Annotated in this window: 17 protein-coding genes; 4 read left to right on the top strand and 13 right to left on the bottom strand. The window is 62.8% G+C overall.

Features of this window, described 5'->3' with window-relative positions; translation table 11 throughout:
* Positions 1 to 49: 49 nt before the first annotated feature.
* A complete protein-coding gene (locus tag DBIPINDM_RS27200) occupies positions 50 to 841 on the top strand; it encodes an SDR family NAD(P)-dependent oxidoreductase (RefSeq protein ID WP_258582082.1) in 792 nt (263 codons plus the stop codon).
* A gap of 51 nt (positions 842 to 892) precedes the next feature.
* On the opposite strand, the gene DBIPINDM_RS27195 is transcribed toward DBIPINDM_RS27200, so the two are convergent.
* Both DBIPINDM_RS27195 and DBIPINDM_RS27190 read right to left on the bottom strand, forming a co-directional pair.
* Positions 893 to 1,186 (bottom strand): HlyU family transcriptional regulator, encoded by a 294-nt coding sequence (locus tag DBIPINDM_RS27195; RefSeq protein ID WP_258582081.1) that lies wholly within the window; start codon positions 1,184 to 1,186, stop codon positions 893 to 895.
* Positions 1,187 to 1,233: 47 nt separating this feature from the next.
* Complete coding sequence (locus tag DBIPINDM_RS27190; protein WP_258582080.1) at positions 1,234 to 1,875, bottom strand: TetR/AcrR family transcriptional regulator; 642 nt, start codon at positions 1,873 to 1,875, stop codon at positions 1,234 to 1,236.
* 176 nt (positions 1,876 to 2,051) lie between these two features.
* Between DBIPINDM_RS27190 and DBIPINDM_RS27185 the strand changes: the two genes are divergently transcribed.
* Together DBIPINDM_RS27185 and DBIPINDM_RS27180 are read left to right on the top strand one after the other, a co-directional pair.
* Positions 2,052 to 2,729 carry a PspA/IM30 family protein gene (locus DBIPINDM_RS27185; RefSeq protein ID WP_258582079.1) on the top strand — a complete coding sequence of 226 codons (678 nt, stop codon included), beginning with the start codon at positions 2,052 to 2,054 and terminating at the stop codon, positions 2,727 to 2,729.
* 64 nt (positions 2,730 to 2,793) lie between these two features.
* Positions 2,794 to 3,054: a YiaA/YiaB family inner membrane protein gene (locus DBIPINDM_RS27180; RefSeq protein ID WP_023779112.1), complete on the top strand. Its 261-nt coding sequence runs from the start codon at positions 2,794 to 2,796 to the stop codon at positions 3,052 to 3,054.
* Between the two features lie 151 nt (positions 3,055 to 3,205).
* On the opposite strand, the gene DBIPINDM_RS27175 is transcribed toward DBIPINDM_RS27180, so the two are convergent.
* The 6 genes from DBIPINDM_RS27175 to DBIPINDM_RS27150 all read right to left on the bottom strand — a co-directional run bounded on the left by DBIPINDM_RS27175 (position 3,206) and on the right by DBIPINDM_RS27150 (position 7,893).
* A complete protein-coding gene (locus tag DBIPINDM_RS27175; protein ID WP_258581702.1) occupies positions 3,206 to 4,573 on the bottom strand; it encodes an IS1182 family transposase in 1,368 nt (455 codons plus the stop codon).
* A gap of 302 nt (positions 4,574 to 4,875) precedes the next feature.
* On the bottom strand, positions 4,876 to 5,550 hold the full coding sequence (locus DBIPINDM_RS27170; protein WP_258582078.1) for a PadR family transcriptional regulator: 675 nt from the start codon (positions 5,548 to 5,550) through the stop codon (positions 4,876 to 4,878).
* Between the two features lie 150 nt (positions 5,551 to 5,700).
* Complete coding sequence (locus tag DBIPINDM_RS27165) at positions 5,701 to 6,093, bottom strand: thiol-disulfide oxidoreductase DCC family protein (protein ID WP_258582077.1); 393 nt, start codon at positions 6,091 to 6,093, stop codon at positions 5,701 to 5,703.
* Between the two features lie 13 nt (positions 6,094 to 6,106).
* On the bottom strand, positions 6,107 to 7,165 hold the full coding sequence (locus tag DBIPINDM_RS27160; RefSeq protein WP_258582076.1) for a DMT family transporter: 1,059 nt from the start codon (positions 7,163 to 7,165) through the stop codon (positions 6,107 to 6,109).
* Between the two features lie 23 nt (positions 7,166 to 7,188).
* Complete coding sequence (locus DBIPINDM_RS27155) at positions 7,189 to 7,458, bottom strand: DUF333 domain-containing protein (RefSeq protein WP_258582075.1); 270 nt, start codon at positions 7,456 to 7,458, stop codon at positions 7,189 to 7,191.
* Positions 7,459 to 7,599: 141 nt separating this feature from the next.
* The gene (locus DBIPINDM_RS27150) at positions 7,600 to 7,893 is read right to left on the bottom strand and encodes a GYD domain-containing protein (RefSeq protein ID WP_258582074.1); all 294 of its coding nucleotides are present in this window, start codon (positions 7,891 to 7,893) and stop codon (positions 7,600 to 7,602) included.
* 320 nt (positions 7,894 to 8,213) lie between these two features.
* On the opposite strand from DBIPINDM_RS27150, the gene DBIPINDM_RS27145 reads away from it, so the two are divergent.
* Entirely contained in the window at positions 8,214 to 9,269 is a 1,056-nt protein-coding gene (locus tag DBIPINDM_RS27145) for a TauD/TfdA family dioxygenase (RefSeq protein WP_258582073.1), read from the top strand.
* Positions 9,270 to 9,344: 75 nt separating this feature from the next.
* On the opposite strand, the gene rpoD is transcribed toward DBIPINDM_RS27145, so the two are convergent.
* The 5 genes from rpoD to DBIPINDM_RS27120 form a co-directional block, all read right to left on the bottom strand.
* Positions 9,345 to 11,369: an RNA polymerase sigma factor RpoD gene (gene rpoD, locus DBIPINDM_RS27140; protein WP_258582072.1), complete on the bottom strand. Its 2,025-nt coding sequence runs from the start codon at positions 11,367 to 11,369 to the stop codon at positions 9,345 to 9,347.
* 423 nt (positions 11,370 to 11,792) lie between these two features.
* Positions 11,793 to 13,745: a DNA primase gene (gene dnaG / locus DBIPINDM_RS27135; RefSeq protein WP_258582071.1), complete on the bottom strand. Its 1,953-nt coding sequence runs from the start codon at positions 13,743 to 13,745 to the stop codon at positions 11,793 to 11,795.
* A 115-nt stretch (positions 13,746 to 13,860) separates the two neighbouring features.
* The gene (locus DBIPINDM_RS27130; RefSeq protein ID WP_258582070.1) at positions 13,861 to 14,226 is read right to left on the bottom strand and encodes a helix-turn-helix transcriptional regulator; all 366 of its coding nucleotides are present in this window, start codon (positions 14,224 to 14,226) and stop codon (positions 13,861 to 13,863) included.
* A gap of 12 nt (positions 14,227 to 14,238) precedes the next feature.
* Positions 14,239 to 14,487 carry a type II toxin-antitoxin system RelE family toxin gene (locus DBIPINDM_RS27125; RefSeq protein WP_258582069.1) on the bottom strand — a complete coding sequence of 83 codons (249 nt, stop codon included), beginning with the start codon at positions 14,485 to 14,487 and terminating at the stop codon, positions 14,239 to 14,241.
* Between the two features lie 134 nt (positions 14,488 to 14,621).
* A complete protein-coding gene (locus tag DBIPINDM_RS27120; RefSeq protein WP_258582068.1) occupies positions 14,622 to 14,990 on the bottom strand; it encodes an RcnB family protein in 369 nt (122 codons plus the stop codon).
* Positions 14,991 to 15,299: the final 309 nt, after the last annotated feature.

Here is a 15,299-nt window from a genome sequence, read left to right as displayed (position 1 = left end):
CTGCCGGGCGCTTACACTTGCCCCATACGTGCAAATTCAGGAGTGAGACATGACGGCAATCATTGATCTTTCCGACAGGGTCGCGCTCGTCGTCGGCGCCAGCAAGGGAATTGGCGCCGAGACGGCCAAGGCGTTCGGCCGCGCCGGAGCCGCGGTCGTGCTTGCGGCGCGGAACCAGTCGGCAATCGACGAGGTGGCGCGGCAAATCCAGGCGGCAGGAGGCCGGGCGCTTGCCGTCCGGGCCGACGTCACCGATCCCGGCAGCATGGAAACCCTCGTCTCAAGAACGATTGCCGCGTTCGGTCGTCTGGATGCAGCGTTCAACAACGCGACCGATGGGCCGAGGCCCGCGCCGCTGGCGGAGATCGATCCGGAAGCGTTCGACAGAGGCATCCGCACCAACATTCACGGCACGTTTCATGGCATGAAGTTCCAGATCGCTGCCATGCTGGAAAACGGCGGCGGCACCATCGTCAACATGGCTTCGACGGCCGGGGTCAAGGGCGTCTCTGGGCTTTCCGCCTATGTGGCGGGCAAGGCCGGCATAATTGGATTGAGCCGCGTTGCAGCCCTCGATTATGCCGACAGGAACATCCGCGTGAATGTCATCGCGCCCGGCCCCATCCTGACCCACCATTTGGAGGCTGCCGGACAGGAAGCGCAGCGCATGGCCGCAATGGCCGTTCCGATGGGCCGGCTGGGAGCCGTAACGGATGTCGCCGACGCCGTCCTGTGGCTTTCATCGCCATCGTCCGGGTTCATAACCGGAGCAGTCCTCCCCCTGGACGGAGGACAGCTTTCTGGTCGTGTCATCAAATCGAACTTCAGGCGCGACGCGTGACGCCGCGCCCATCGACCTTACGGTCCTGGATGGCCGACTGCCGACACCACCCTACCCGAAAATCCGCTCGCCCTGTTCATCGACCAGCTGGATGCCCTTCTTGATCGAGATGTCGACGGCGTCGTCGAGTCCGGCGAAGCGGTCGGCGCGGATGAATTTGTGTTCCTTCATCACGCCGTCGATCTCCTTGGAGACGACGCCGCAGGTCTGGTACTGGCCATCGGCCTTGTAGGGCGTGGCGCTGATCAGGAAACCCTTGTGCTCGACCTGCTTGGCCGGTGCCGCACTTTTGGGCTCGGCCGCTTCACCGCCGCCACCGCCGAAAAGACGCTTCAGAAAAGACATGGCTCAAATCTCCTTGTTCGCCTTGCAGACCGCGGTCCGTTCGCGATTCACGACGTTTTCGTCCCAGCATGCGCGAATGTGCCGCCGCGTTCCAGCCCCCTGATGAAGACGGCGACCAGGAGCTCGATCTGCTGGTCGATCTCGTCGGCCTGCCGGCGCACGGATCTGGCCGCGTAGCCGCTGGTGACGATGCCATGCACGCTTGACCACAGCGTGCGCGCGGCGATGCGGCGCGTATCGTCGTCGAGGTCGAAATCGCCGCCGGCGAGCACCTGGGCGATGATCTCGAACAGCTGGTCGAGCCGCGCTTCATAGGCATCCGGCTCCGTCAGCGTCGGACGGCGCCTGTTGAAGGCGAGCAGCGCCGGCCAGCTGCCCGGATGCGCTTCGACAAAGCGCACATAGGCGCCGGCCAGCGCCAGCAGCCGCTGGCGCACATCGGTGATGCCGCGTTTGCCGAGATCGACCATCGCCGCCGCCCCTGCCGCCCCCAGCCGGTCGAGCAGCCGCATGTTGACGGCACGATGCACCCCGTCGAGATCGGAAAACAGATTGTAGACCGAGCCGACCGAGATGCCTGCCTGCTCGGCGATGGTCCTGGCCTTCAGATTGTCCATGCCGCCCTCGTTGAGCAGCACCTCGGCAATCGCCAACACCCGCTCGCCCGTCTCTTCCTTGTCCAGTGCCATATCAATCCTTGTGGTGCGCATGCCTTGCGGCACGCCAGTTCGAACCGCGATTTCCCCTTGTTTACCATATAAGGGATTTCGTGAACAGTGTTCAAAAACCTCTTGAACAATGTTCATTTCCTGTTATGTTGGCTTCGTGAACATTGTTCACGCAACAATTCGAAGGGAGAAGAACCATGCTTAGCCTGATCAGAACACTGCTCGACGGCGCCAGCGCGCGGGCCGAGGACGGCCTCAAGGATCGCTTCGCCATCGACCTTCTGGCGCAGCGCATCCGCGACGCCGAGGCGGGTCTTGCAGCCGCCAAGCAGACGCTTGCCTCGCTGATTGTCCGTCAGCGTGCCGAGCAGGCCGGTCTCGACCAGCTCGAGCGCCGCCACGCCGATTTGGAAACCCGCACCATCAGCGCGCTGGCCGCCGGCAATAACGGGCTTGCCGAAAGCGGTGCCGCAGCCGTCGCCGAGCTGGAGAATGAACGCGAAGTCCGCCGCACCACCGTGCAGAGCCTTAGCGAAAAGACGTTGCGGATGCGCGTTTCGGTGGAGCGGGCGCATCGCCGCATCATCGACTTGAACCAGGGCATGATCTCGGCCCGGGCCATCGATGCCGAGCGCAAGGCACAGTCACGCCTCGTCAGGTCGATCGGCAATTCTGGAAGCCTCAACGAAGCCGAGGAGCTTTTGGCGCGCATCAAGGGAGCCAGCGACCCGTTCGAAGAGGCCGGCATTCTCGACGAGATCGACGGCGAGCTGCGTCACGAGGCAATCCGCGACCGCCTTGCGGACGCCGGTCACGGCGCGACGGTGAAAGTGCGCGCCAAGGACGTGCTCGAGCGCCTGAAGACCATCAACTGAAAACCAGTCTTTGCAGACCTGACTTCCATCAAATCCAACATCATCAAACCAACGGAGAACACCAATGAACGCCAATCAGACCTACATCATGTTCAACACCGCCTCGGTCGGTGCCGCCTATTTCATGCTCGGCCTGTCGCTGTGGCTGGCGCCGGTCGACCTGGCGACCAAGGGTTACTGGGCCATGGGCATTTTGCTGCTCACCGGCAGCCTGGTGAACCTGGTCAAGTACCGCACCGACGAGCGCCTGTCGGCCGAGATGACCGCCAAGATCGAGAAGGCCCGCAACGAAAAGCTGATCAGCGAGTATGTAGGCAAGGAATGATGCCATCCGCATCACCACCAAAAAAAAGGCCCGGGTCTCCCCGGGCTTCAGACCGCTGACAAACCCCGTCGATTTTCGGCGGGGTTTTTCTTATGGGGTTGGGTGGGTCAGGATTTTCGGCCGTCAGCAGCGTTTGTCAGGGTTGCCTGCCTCATGCGAGGCGGGGTTTTGGCCTTGGGCTGAGGGCCAGGGCGATCTTCTTCATGTTCTGGGCTGCGGCGGCGATCAGACACTGGCAGGCTACCCTGGTGAGACTTCGGAACCGGGCATAGCGGTGGCCGTGCAGTTGCTTGGCGTCGGCGAAGGAGCGCTCGACAGTTTCCTTGCGGCGGCGGTAGACGGCCTTGCCCCACGCCGTCAGCCGGTTGGCGTCGGTGCGTTCCTTGGCATCGGCCCAGACGTGGCGGATGATGGTGCGCTGGGCCTTGGCATTGGTGGTGCAGGAAGCGAGCAGTGGACAGTCGCGGCAGATAGCGGGGGCGCTCTTGTAATGGCGGTAGCCATTGCGGTCGGTGGTCGCGTAGGCCAACAACTGGCCCTGTGGGCAGCGATAGCCATCGGTCTCGGGCTCATGGGTGAAGGATGACGGTCCCATCATGCCAGGCTTGGGCGGTGTTGGGCGGCGATAGCCGGTGACGCCGCGTATTGCGCGATCCTCCAGCCCTTTGGCGATGCCGGCCGTGGCATAGCCGGCGTCCAGCCCGACAGCGCCGACATCAAAGCCGAAGCGCTCCACCTGGCGGTCGAGCCGCGACAGGTAGACCGTAGAATCGTGGACGATCGCTGTCGTGTGCGTGTCGGTGATGATGGCGTGGGCCGCATCCACCGTGCGGTGGTCGAGATAGAAGAAGCCCTTCGGTTTGCCCTCGCGCACCATGTAGCCGCTGTCGGGATCGGTGCGCGATACCTTCGTCTCCTTCACCGCGGGCTGGCGTTGCTTCTCCTTCAGCGGCTTCTGGCCGTGCAGCCCTCGTTCGGCGTCGATCGCACGATCGAGGTCGGCCCAATAGTCGGCCCGCGACTTGGCGATCATGGCAAGATCGTATTTGCCCTTGTTGGCGTTGGCCTTCAGATGGGTGGAGTCGGTGTAAAGCACCGTGCCATCGACAAGGCCCGCTCGGATCGCCTGCTCGACGATACGGTCGAAGATCGCCTGCGACACGCTGGTGTCGTCGTAGCGTCGACGCCGGTTCTGCGACAGCGTCGAGGCGTCGAACACCTTGTCCGTCAGTTTCAGCCGCAAAAACCAACGATAGGCGACATTGACCTCGATCTCGCGCACCAACTGCCGTTCCGAGCGAACTCCAAACAGGTAGCCGATGAACAGCGCCTTGAACATCAAGGTCGGATCGAGCGGCGGCCGGCCATTGTCCGGGCAATAGAGTGGCGCCGTCAGATCGTGGATGAAGGAGAAATCGATCACACGGTCGATCTTGCGCAACAGGTGATCAGCCGGAACCAGCTGATCCAGCGTTACCATCTCAAGCGCGGTCTGTTCAGGGGCGGGTCGCTTCAACATGACCCAGTGAATCAAAAACCCCCGGCAAATGCCAGGGGTTTGTCAGCAGTCTGAGGCCCGGGTCTCCCCGGGCTTTTTTGTGCCTTTCGGAACTTGGGTTCCTCGCCCCCATGAAATGGGGGAGAGGTGGCTCGGCGAAGCCGAGACGGAGAGGGGGAATGGCTCGACCTTGAATGAGGTCTGAGAAAACCTGCCAGCGCCGCAGCCCCCTCTCCGACCGCTTCGCGGCCACCTCTCCCCCGCTTTGCGGGGGCGAGGAACCTAGGTCTTGCGAGGTCGGCGCCAGCACCCTGCTCTAAGTCTCAGCGGTGCGTCAGCGCTTCCAGCGCTTCCGCCGCGGCTTCGAGGATGGCGATCGCCTCGGCCTGCTTTTCAGCCGGCGCATCGACGATCTCGCCCAGCGCCGCACGCAGCCGGTGACGGATGGCACGGAATTCGTCGCGCGTTTCCGAACGCTCGCCACGGCCACCGCGGCCACCGCGACGGTCGTCGCCATCATCGTTCCAGCCAAACCAGTCGCGCGCCTTGGCCATCTTGCGGCCGAAGCGTTCGAGGTGTTCGAGCACGCCGTCGATCATCTCGCGATTCTCAGCCAGATGCGCCTGCCCGGCCTCGGTGATCGAAAATACCTTCTTGTTGCCGTCCGCGGCGGAGGCGGCATAGCCGGCCTCTTCCAGGAAGGTCAGCGTCGGGTAGACCACGCCCGGGCTCGGGCTGTAGATGCCGCTGGTGCGCTCTTCCAGCGCCTTGATGATGTCGTAGCCATGGCGCGGCGCCTCGGCCAGCAGCGACAGCGTGATCAGCTTGAGGTCGCCGTCGGCCAGCATGCGGCCGGCGCGGAACATATCGCCCGGCCCACCACGTCCGCCACCGCGACCGCCATGGCCGAACGGGCCGAAGCCGCCGCCCCCTCTGCCACCAAATTTGCCGGCCATGTGCATGAACATGCGCTCGCCGAAATGGTTATGTCTGTGCATTGATTGCTCCTTGAGTTCTATCTTACGATATATCTTAATTAGGCCCGCGCTCTCGTGGAGTCAAGATATATCTTACGATGTATCTGAATGCCGCGCCAGCCGGATCAACTTCCCGGTCTTGCGGCGTTCCGTTCGACGGGATGAGTTCGGCTACCAGCGGCCCTTGCGGCGGTTCCAGGCGTAGAGCAGATCGGCGAAGCGACCATAGGCAAAACGCGTCAGTGGCAAGGCAACCGGATTGCCGAAAAGCGTGGCCAGCCAGCTCTCGCCGGGTGTCGCCTGCCATATGGCGATGGCAACATCGGCGCCGACCAGCAAGCGGCCATTTGCATCGGTGGCGTGCAGCCAACGGCGTATATCTTCCAGCGAGGCGCCAAAACGGCCAAGTGCCGCCGGCTCCAGATTGATGTCGCGAAACTCGACCCGCCCGGCCTTGACCGCTTCGATCAGCCGCCGCTTCTGCCAGCGGATGCCCGCATCGCAGACAGGGCAACGCGTGTTGTACCAAACGGTCAGTTCAGGCTTGGGTGTTTGCTTGAGCATGATCTTGGCATGCTCAGCCGTGGCCGTGCCGGTGATGCAGGTCCGGATAGTGCGGATGCCGATGGCGCATCGGCGCATGCCGGTGCCAGTGCGAATGCGGCTCGCTCACCGGCCCGTCATGATGGTGCTGGTGGTGTTCGTCATGCACATGGCTGTGCTCGTGTTCCAGCGCTTCATGATCGTGCTCATGCTCATGGCGCTCCGACAAATGCAGCCACAGGCCGACGCCCATCAAAAGCCCCGCGATCGCCAGCTTGAGCGTGACGGCATCGCCCAGCATGACGATGGCCAGCAGCGCACCGATGAACGGGGCGAGCGAATAATAGGCGCCGGTCCGCGCGGTGCCGAGATGGCGCAACGCCACGATGAACATCGCCAGGCTGACGCCGATGCCGAAGAAGCCGACGGCGGCCGTTGCCGCCACGATTGACGCTGAAGGAAACGAAGCCCCGGCGGCAAGCGCCAGCCCGACATTGACGACACCCGCCACCAACCCCTTGAGCATGGCGATCACCACCGGATCGGTGGCCGAGATCTTGCGGGTGAAATTGTTGTCCAGCCCCCAGGCCAGGCAAGCCCCGGCGACCAGCATGGCGCCAAGGTTGAAAGCGACGCCGTCGCCTTGCCACGACAGCAGAACGGCGCCGGCAAAGATGGCGAAGGCGCCCAGAAGCAGACGCCGGTCGACATTCTCGCGGTAGACGAGCCAGGCGATCGCCATTGTCGCCAGCCCTTCGAGATTGAGCAGCAGCGCCGAGCTGGACGCGGTGTTCAACGCAAGGCCGAACATCAACAGCACCGGCGCGACGATGCCGCCCATGCCGATCGCCAGCGCCAGCCATGGAATATCCCTAGCAGCCAATTGCGCCTCGCCGGCCGCCACCTGCTTGCCGCGAAGCAGGCGATAGAGGGCGAGGCCGACACCGGCGCCGAGATAGAGCAGGCCGGCCAGCATGAAGGGGTTCACGGCATCAAGCAGCAGCTTGGAAAGTGGCGGCGTCGCGCCGAACAGGACTGCCGAGCCAAGGGCAAGCGGCACACCGGGCCAAAGATGCGAATGTGTTTCGGACATGATCTCACCCTATAAGGCGCACGTCACTTGCGGCGCATGGCCGCCTTCGGCCCGACGCATTTGTTGTCGCGAAACAGCGCCCACTCCTCGCAAAGGCGCCCTTTGGGCAGCCGGCAAAACCCGTATTCGTTGCCGGCCTTGTCCTTCCTGATCACCAGGCGCCCGCCGATCTCGCTGCAATGGACGGATGCCGGGTTGGCCATGCCGACCGGTTTTTGCGCGGCAGCGCCGGCGGCGACCGGCATCAGCGATATCAAGGCAAGAGCGATGGCCAGTATCGAAAAATTGTTCATCACGATCCCTCCTGGCCACATGTCTACCACGGCGAGGCGTCCCGTCCCGGGGCAACTGTCAAATATGTCAGAACGCGTGGACAAGATCGCCAGATCAGGTGCCGTCAAGCAGGCACCTGATCACCGCTGTCCGAAACCCCACTATCCCAGCGAAGTGATGATCTCGCGGTAGGCGAATTCCGGGAAGGCCTTCAGCGTCCGTGACTTGAGGTTTCCGTTCGCGGCCAGCATCAGCGCGAAACGCGCCAGCACCGCATCGTCGGGCGCTTCGACCACCGCCACCATGTCGTATTCACCCATGGTCAGGTAGAACGCCTTGAACGATCCGCCCATGTCTCCCAGCTGCTTCCTGGCGGCGTCGAGGCGCTTGGGCGAATCGCGCACGTTCTTCGCGCCCTGCTCGGTCCAGTTCATCAGCATGATGTAGGTCGTCATGGTACGCCTCCTTCCGGAGCCACGGAGCACGGCGGCTTCGCCGGGGCGGGCATCCGGGTTGTCGCCCAGAAAATGCATCCGACGCGAAATTATCCTCCCGCGGCGAACGTCCCGCAAGGACTACTGCGCCTGTACCCTGTTGCCGAGTGAAGGCGAGCCTCGCGCCAAACGCCGCGAAGGCGGCAGCATGGCGATGACAGCAAAACAGTCGGCGCCGACCAGGGAAAGCCGGTTTAAAACCCCGCCTGATTGCGGCAATCTCCATCGCGGGGAAATCCCCGGCTAATGTCCGAGACCGATCCGGCCAGTAGGAGAGCTTCGTGCGCGAGACAACAGGCCTACCGCCGGAACGGATCGACATTCCTGCCGCATGGACCGGCGAGGACATGGCGAAGCATCCCAAGAATTGGCTGGTGGAATTGGATCCGCGGGACGTCGCCGAGCTGGAATTGGCGGCAACCCGCTTTCTCGCCCGCTCACAGGATATCGGCAGCCTGACCAAGGCCGATTTCCCCTTGCCCCGGCTCGCCGGCCATCTTGCCGCCCTTCGCCAAAAACTGATCGAAGGCATAGGCTTCGAGGTGCTGCGCGGTCTCCCGGTCGCGGGATATTCCGCTGAAATGGCGGCAACGATCTTCTGCGGAGTTGGCGCGCATCTGGGAAGCGCGCGGTCGCAGAATGCCCAGGGCCACATTCTCGGCCATGTCCGCGACATCGGCGCCGACGCCAGGAACGCCACGACACGCATCTATCAGACGGCCGAGCGCCAGACGTTTCACACCGATTCCGCCGATGTCGTCGGCCTGCTCTGCCTAAGGGATGCCATGCAAGGCGGCGAGTCGCTGCTGGTCAGCACGGTGACGATCTACAACGAGATGCGCAAAAGACGGCCCGATCTGGTCCGCCTGCTGTTTGATCCGATTGCCACCGACCGGCGCGGCGAGATACCGGAGGGTGAAAAGCCCTATTTCGAAATCCTGGTCCTCAACTGGCATGCGGGATTGCTGACCGGCATCTACCAGCGCCAGTACATCGACAGCGCCCAGCGCTTCCCGGATGCCATGCGGCTGAGTGCCGCCCATGTCGAAGCGCTGGATCTCTTCGACAGCCTCGCCAATGATCCCCAGCTGAACCTGTCGATGCGGCTTCGGTCGGGCGACATGCAGTTCGTCTACAATCATTCGCTGCTTCACGACCGCATGGGTTTTCGCGATTGGCCAGACCCCGACAAGCGGCGCCATATGCTGCGCCTGTGGCTGTCGGTTCCCGGCGACCGTCCGCTGCCTGCGTGTTTCAGGCAGCGTTATGGCTCGATAGAGATCGGCGACCGGGGCGGCATCATCGTCAAGGGGACACGGCTCAATGTGCCGTTGTAGAGCAATTCGATGAACCACCTGAAATGAAAAGGGCGCCTCAATGGGCGCCCTTGATCTCTTTGCAATCGGTAAGTGTCAGCTGTCGAGGAAGCTGCGCAGCTTGCGCGACCGGCTCGGATGCTTGAGCTTGCGCAGCGCCTTGGCTTCGATCTGGCGGATACGCTCACGGGTGACCGAGAACTGCTGGCCGACCTCTTCCAGCGTGTGGTCGGTGTTCATGCCGATGCCGAAGCGCATGCGCAGCACGCGCTCCTCGCGCGGCGTCAGCGAGGCCAGAACGCGCGTGGTGGTCTCGCGCAGATTGGCCTGGATCGCCGCGTCGATCGGCAGGATCGCCATCTTGTCCTCGATGAAATCGCCCAGATGCGAATCCTCCTCGTCGCCGACCGGGGTTTCGAGCGAGATCGGCTCCTTGGCGATCTTCAAGACCTTGCGCACTTTTTCGAGCGGCATGGCGAGCTTTTCGGCCAGTTCCTCCGGCGTCGGCTCGCGGCCGATCTCGTGCAGCATCTGGCGCGAGGTGCGCACGATCTTGTTGATCGTTTCGATCATGTGCACCGGAATGCGGATGGTGCGCGCCTGATCGGCGATCGAACGCGTGATCGCCTGCCGGATCCACCATGTCGCGTAGGTCGAGAACTTGTAGCCGCGGCGGTATTCGAATTTGTCGACCGCCTTCATCAGGCCGATATTGCCTTCCTGGATCAGGTCGAGGAACTGCAGGCCGCGATTGGTGTATTTCTTGGCGATGGAGATGACGAGGCGCAGATTGGCCTCGACCATTTCCTTCTTGGCGATCGCGGCTTCGCGCTCGCCCTTCTGCACCTGGTTGACGATCTTGCGGAATTCCAGGATCGAGATCGCCGTTTCGGTGGCCAGATGCTGGATCTCGGCACGCAGGTCCTTGATCGCATCCTTCTCGTTCTTGGTGAATTCCTTCCAGCCGCGCGACGTCAGATTGCCGATCGCGCGCGTCCAGTTGGGGTCGAGCTCGGAGCCTTGATATTCCTTCAGGAACTCCTCGCGGCGCACGCCATAGCTTTCGGCGAGGCGCAAAAGCTTGCCCTCGTTCTGCACCAGGCGCTTGTTGATGTCGTAGAGCTGCTCGACCAGCGCCTCGATGCGCGCGGTGTTGAGCGACAGCGATTTCACCGCCTTGATCAGCTGGTCCTTCAGCTCCTTCAGCCGGCGGTCCTGGCTGGGCGACAGCGTGCCGGCGGCGGCCAGACGGTTCTCGACCTGCTGGTCCTGCAGCTTGCGCAGCTTCTTGTAGGTGTCGGCGATGACGTCGAGCGTCTCCATCACCTGCGGACGCAGTTCGGCTTCCATCGCCGCCAGCGACAGGCTGGCCTCGTCCTCGTCTTCCTCGTCGTCGTCCCCGATGCCGCGCGTGTCGGCGCCGACATTGGTGATGTCTTCTTCCTCGTCGCGGCCGCGGCGCGGCTTTTCCTCGACCTTGGGCGCCTCCTCGATACGCTCGACCACCGGTGCCTGCTTGGCTTCGGGGCCGGCATAGGTGGCTTCGAGGTCGATGATCTCGCGCAGCAGGATCTTGGATTCGTTGAGCTCGTCGCGCCAGATGATGATGGCCTGGAAGGTCAGCGGGCTTTCGCACAGGCCCGCGATCATGGTCTCGCGGCCGGCTTCGATGCGCTTGGCAATGGCGATTTCGCCTTCGCGCGACAGAAGCTCCACCGAGCCCATCTCGCGCAGATACATGCGCACCGGATCGTCGGTGCGATCGGTCGGCTCTTTCTTGGTGGTGGTGGCGGCGACCGCCGTGCCGGTCTGCTCGGCCAGCTCGTTGGCGTCTTCCTCGGCGTCGGCCGCAGTGTCGCCGGCCTCGGCCTCTTCGCCTTGCTCGTCATCCTCGACGACATTGATGCCCATATCGGACAGCATTGCCATCGTGTCCTCGATCTGCTCGGAGGTCACTTCCTCCGACGGCAGCACCGAATTCAGCTCGTCCATCGTGACATAGCCGCGCTTCTTGGCGGCCTTGATCATCTTCTTGACAGCATCATCGGAAAGGTCGAGCAGAGGGCCATCGGTGGCGCCTTCGCGTTCGGTCTCGACCTCTTCCTTTTCCTTAGTCGCCATAATTTTTATCTTCTCCAAGCGGCTGCCATCGAAGCCGCGTAAGCTGTCGGACCAGTCGAAACCGGATGTGCTCGCTTATGAAACGCGCTTCACCGGGCCAGTAACCGCATCATCTCTTCGTTTGGTGCATGTCGTTGCCCCAAAACCGGTTTCCACTTTTGGGCGACATGCATTAAGTCCAGATTAACCCTGATATCTGTGGCAGGCGGCCTGCCTGTCCAGTGACCAGTACCTCACATCGCTCATTTCCCGTCGGCGCGGGTGCGGGTTAACGTTTCGAATCGTCCTGATTCCGCCATTCTGTCGGAAGGTCAAGCGCCTCTGGCATGATTCGCATGAAAAAAGCGAATCAATTACCCGACTTAGCGCGCCCTGCCCCGTAGGGAAGCCTGGCCACGCCCTCATTCCTGTATTCAGCTGCACTTAGGCTCGCCCAGCCCTGCCCGACGAAACACCGAATCCTTCGATCAGCGCTTCCGTCGCCTGTACATCCTGAAATTGCGCCTGAATTTCGATCAGATGGCGGAAGTTTTCGTCCGAAGGATCCGCTTCGAGCGCTGCTTCCGCCTGTTTCAGCTCCTTATGTAAGGTGCGCGCGCTGCGCTGCAAGTGCAGGGCCTGGTTGAGAGCGTCGCGGGCATCGTCGAGCGCTGCCGTCTCCAGCGCTGGCCATTGCCGCGCCCGCTTGATCAGTTCGACGGCGCGCCCCCAGATCTCGGCGCAGCCGGCGCGCTCGATCGTCGTCACCACGGCGTGGCGGTCATTGGCCATGTCATGCGCCATCGCGTCGAGGATGGCGGCGTGCAGCCGCTGCAGATCGGAATTGGCGAGGTCGAGAAATTCGACATGGGCGAAATTCTCATCGATCAGCGGTGGATGGTTGACCAGGGCCACGATGATCGTCGCCTCGCGCACCGACATTCCCTCGCTGCCGCGCTTGACCAGCGCGGATTGGCCGAGGCTTTCGGTGATCGCCATGCGGCCGCCACCAGGCTTGGCGAATTGTCCGCCGGGTGCGGGCGTCTTGCCCTGCCCTGGTTTCCAGTCCTGACGGCCTTGCCGCGCAGTGCGCTGCGAGCCGAAGAAACTCAGCACCCGCTCATGCATCTCCTGTTGGTAGTGATAGCGCAGGCTTTCGTCGCGGATGCGGCTGGCCAGTTCGCGCAGCCGCGTCTGCAGTTCCGCCCGCCGCTCCGGCGTGTCAAAGACACCGCCCGACGTCTCGCGCATCCACAACAAATCCACCAGCGGCCGCGCCTCGGCGAGCACTGTGCGGAACGCGTCCGGCCCCTCGGCCTTGACCAGATCGTCGGGATCCTTGCCTTCCGGCAACAGTGCGAAGCGCGCCGAGCGCCCGGCCTGCGCTGAGCTCCTGGCCTGCACCAACGGCAGCACCATGTCGGCGGCCCGCCACGCCGCCTTCAGTCCGGCCTTGTCGCCATCGAAGCACAGCATCGGCTCGGGCGCCATGCGCCACAACAGTTCGAGCTGGTTTTCGGTGAGCGCGGTGCCGAGCGGCGCCACGGCATTCTCGAAGCCGGCCTGCGCCAGCGCGATCACGTCCATATAGCCTTCGACGGCAATGACCGTGCCGCCCTTGGCGAGCGCCTTGCGGGCGCGGGCGAAATTGTAGAGCACATTGCCCTTGTGGAAGAGCTCGGTGTCGGGCGAGTTCATGTATTTGGCCAGCGCATCGGGCGCCAGCGCGCGTCCGCCAAAGGCGATGATCTTGCCGCGCGAATCCGGGATCGGGAACATGATGCGGTCGCGGAACCAGTCATAGGAGACCGGGATGTCGTCGCCGTGCCGCACCAGCCCGCACGCTTCGATATCGGCTTTCGGCACGCCTTTTGCCGCGAGATGCTCTTTCAAGGCATTGCGGCTATCGGGCGCGAAGCCGAGCCGGAATGACTGCTGGGTGGCCGGCGTCAGCCCGCGGTCGCGCAGATAGGCGCGGGCTTTGGCTCCCTCCGGCCCCTGCAGCCGCTCCTGGAAGAAGGCGGTCGCCATTTCCATGACGTCGGTCAGGCTGGCGCGTTCCTGCTCGCGCCGCTCCTCCCGCTCGTCGCGCACCGGCATCGGCACGCCGGCCATGTCGGCGATCTTCTCGACCGCCTCGGGAAAACTCAATCCTTCAAGTTCGGTGAGGAATTTGAAATGGTCGCCCGAGACCGAGCAGCCGAAACAGTGGTAGCGTCCCTTCTTGTCCTCGCAGTGGAAAGACGGGCTCTTCTCGCCATGGAACGGGCAACAGGCCCAATAGTCGCCTCGCGACGTATTGGTCTTCTTGCGATCCCACGCGACGCGCTGGCCGATGACCTGTGAAATCGGCACGCGGTCGCGGATCTCGTCGAGAAAGGCGGGCGGAAAGCGCATTTGAGGGAACTCGTTTCCCCACCATATAAGCATGCGCGCGAAATCCGACGACCCCCAATACGGGCCATACCCGGTTTCCACAGGGCAAAAGGCGGCGCCGTCAATATTCTGTCGATCAATCGCCTTCTTCGACCAGACTCTCGACCGGCAGTTCGAGTGCGCGAGCCAGCCGCAACCAAAGCGCGACGTCTCCGCCACGCTTTCCATTCTCGATTTCCGAAAGATAATTCTGGGTCACGCCAACGGAGGCGGCAAGGACGGCCTGGGTCTGCTTGCGGTATCTGCGCCAGAAGGCGAGCGGAGAGGTCGCAACCACAAGCGCCCGTGCCTCATCCGGCGTAAGGCCGGGAAGCTGGCCCGCGCGAAACCCACCAAGCGCCTGCGCATGCTCCAATGATTCACGCAAGGCATCCAGTTCGCGGCGCGGCAGGATAGCCAGCTCCTCGCCGCCCGGGGTCGTGACATAGGCTATGTTGTTCATCTCGGCATTCCTTCAATCATAGACCGATCCGCGCGGTCCGATCTTGGTGACAATGATCTCCCGATCCGTTTCCTCGAACACCACGCGATAGTCGCCGACCCGCAAACGCAGAGCGGTCGACCCTTGCAAGGCCTTGACCATGTTGGCAAGGCTGCTCGGGTCATCGGCGTAAGCTTCTATCTTCGACAGGATTCTCTCCGCATCCGCCCGATGCTTTCGCAGTGCCTTGGCAGCCAGGGGGAGAAGGATAACCCGTTTCACCCTCAGAATATCGCATATTGCGATATTTGAGACAAGCCAGTTCAGCCTTCGTCATGCAAAGGCCTGGGCGCAAACGGCAAAAAGAAAGGCGGCCGTTGCGGGCCGCCCTTCCTTCTCAGTCCAGCTGCGGAGACTTACTGCGCGGCGAGCGCGCCGAAGATGACGCCCGACAGGATGCCGACCAGCACATAGTCGTTGCCGACGCGGATCCATTCCTGGCCGCGGCCGGGACGATGCAGGCCGTAGCGGCCATAGTCGCGGATCGGCTGGTGCTGCCTCCAGCCCGAATATTTCTGGCCATTGCGCCAGTTGTTGCGCTTCACGACGACCTTCTTCTTGAAGACGCGCTTCTTCACATCCTTGTGGTGGCCGGGCTTCTGCCAGTCGACCTTGGTGTAATTCGACTGCGGCGCGACCGGCGCGTTCATCGGCGCGGCCTGGCCGGTGAGCGACGTGGCGGCGAGCATCGCGACGGCGAGGACAGAAAGAACAATGCGTTTCATGAGAAGTCTCCTTGGTTGTCGATGCCCGAGGAATAGCGGCCAGGGGATGAACCGAAACTGAACAGCGGCATTACAATTGTGTAATGAAATCCTCTGCTTATTCCGGAGATTTGAACATCATCGCAAAGTTGACAGCGAGCCGCGGGGCAAACGCTGCCGATCCGCGATGGTGCCGTGGACCAGCGATGCAACCATTTGCGCATCCGTCCCTTTTCCGACACGCCCTGTCGCGCCGCGACGGCCCCTTGAAATCGACAAAATTTTATTATCCGGCTAAAATATTCCGGCTATTATCCACGGTTGCCATGA

It is taken from the genome of Mesorhizobium sp. AR02, assembly GCF_024746835.1.
Taxonomy (GTDB): domain Bacteria; phylum Pseudomonadota; class Alphaproteobacteria; order Rhizobiales; family Rhizobiaceae; genus Mesorhizobium.
This window is presented reverse-complemented; position numbering and strand designations above follow the sequence as displayed.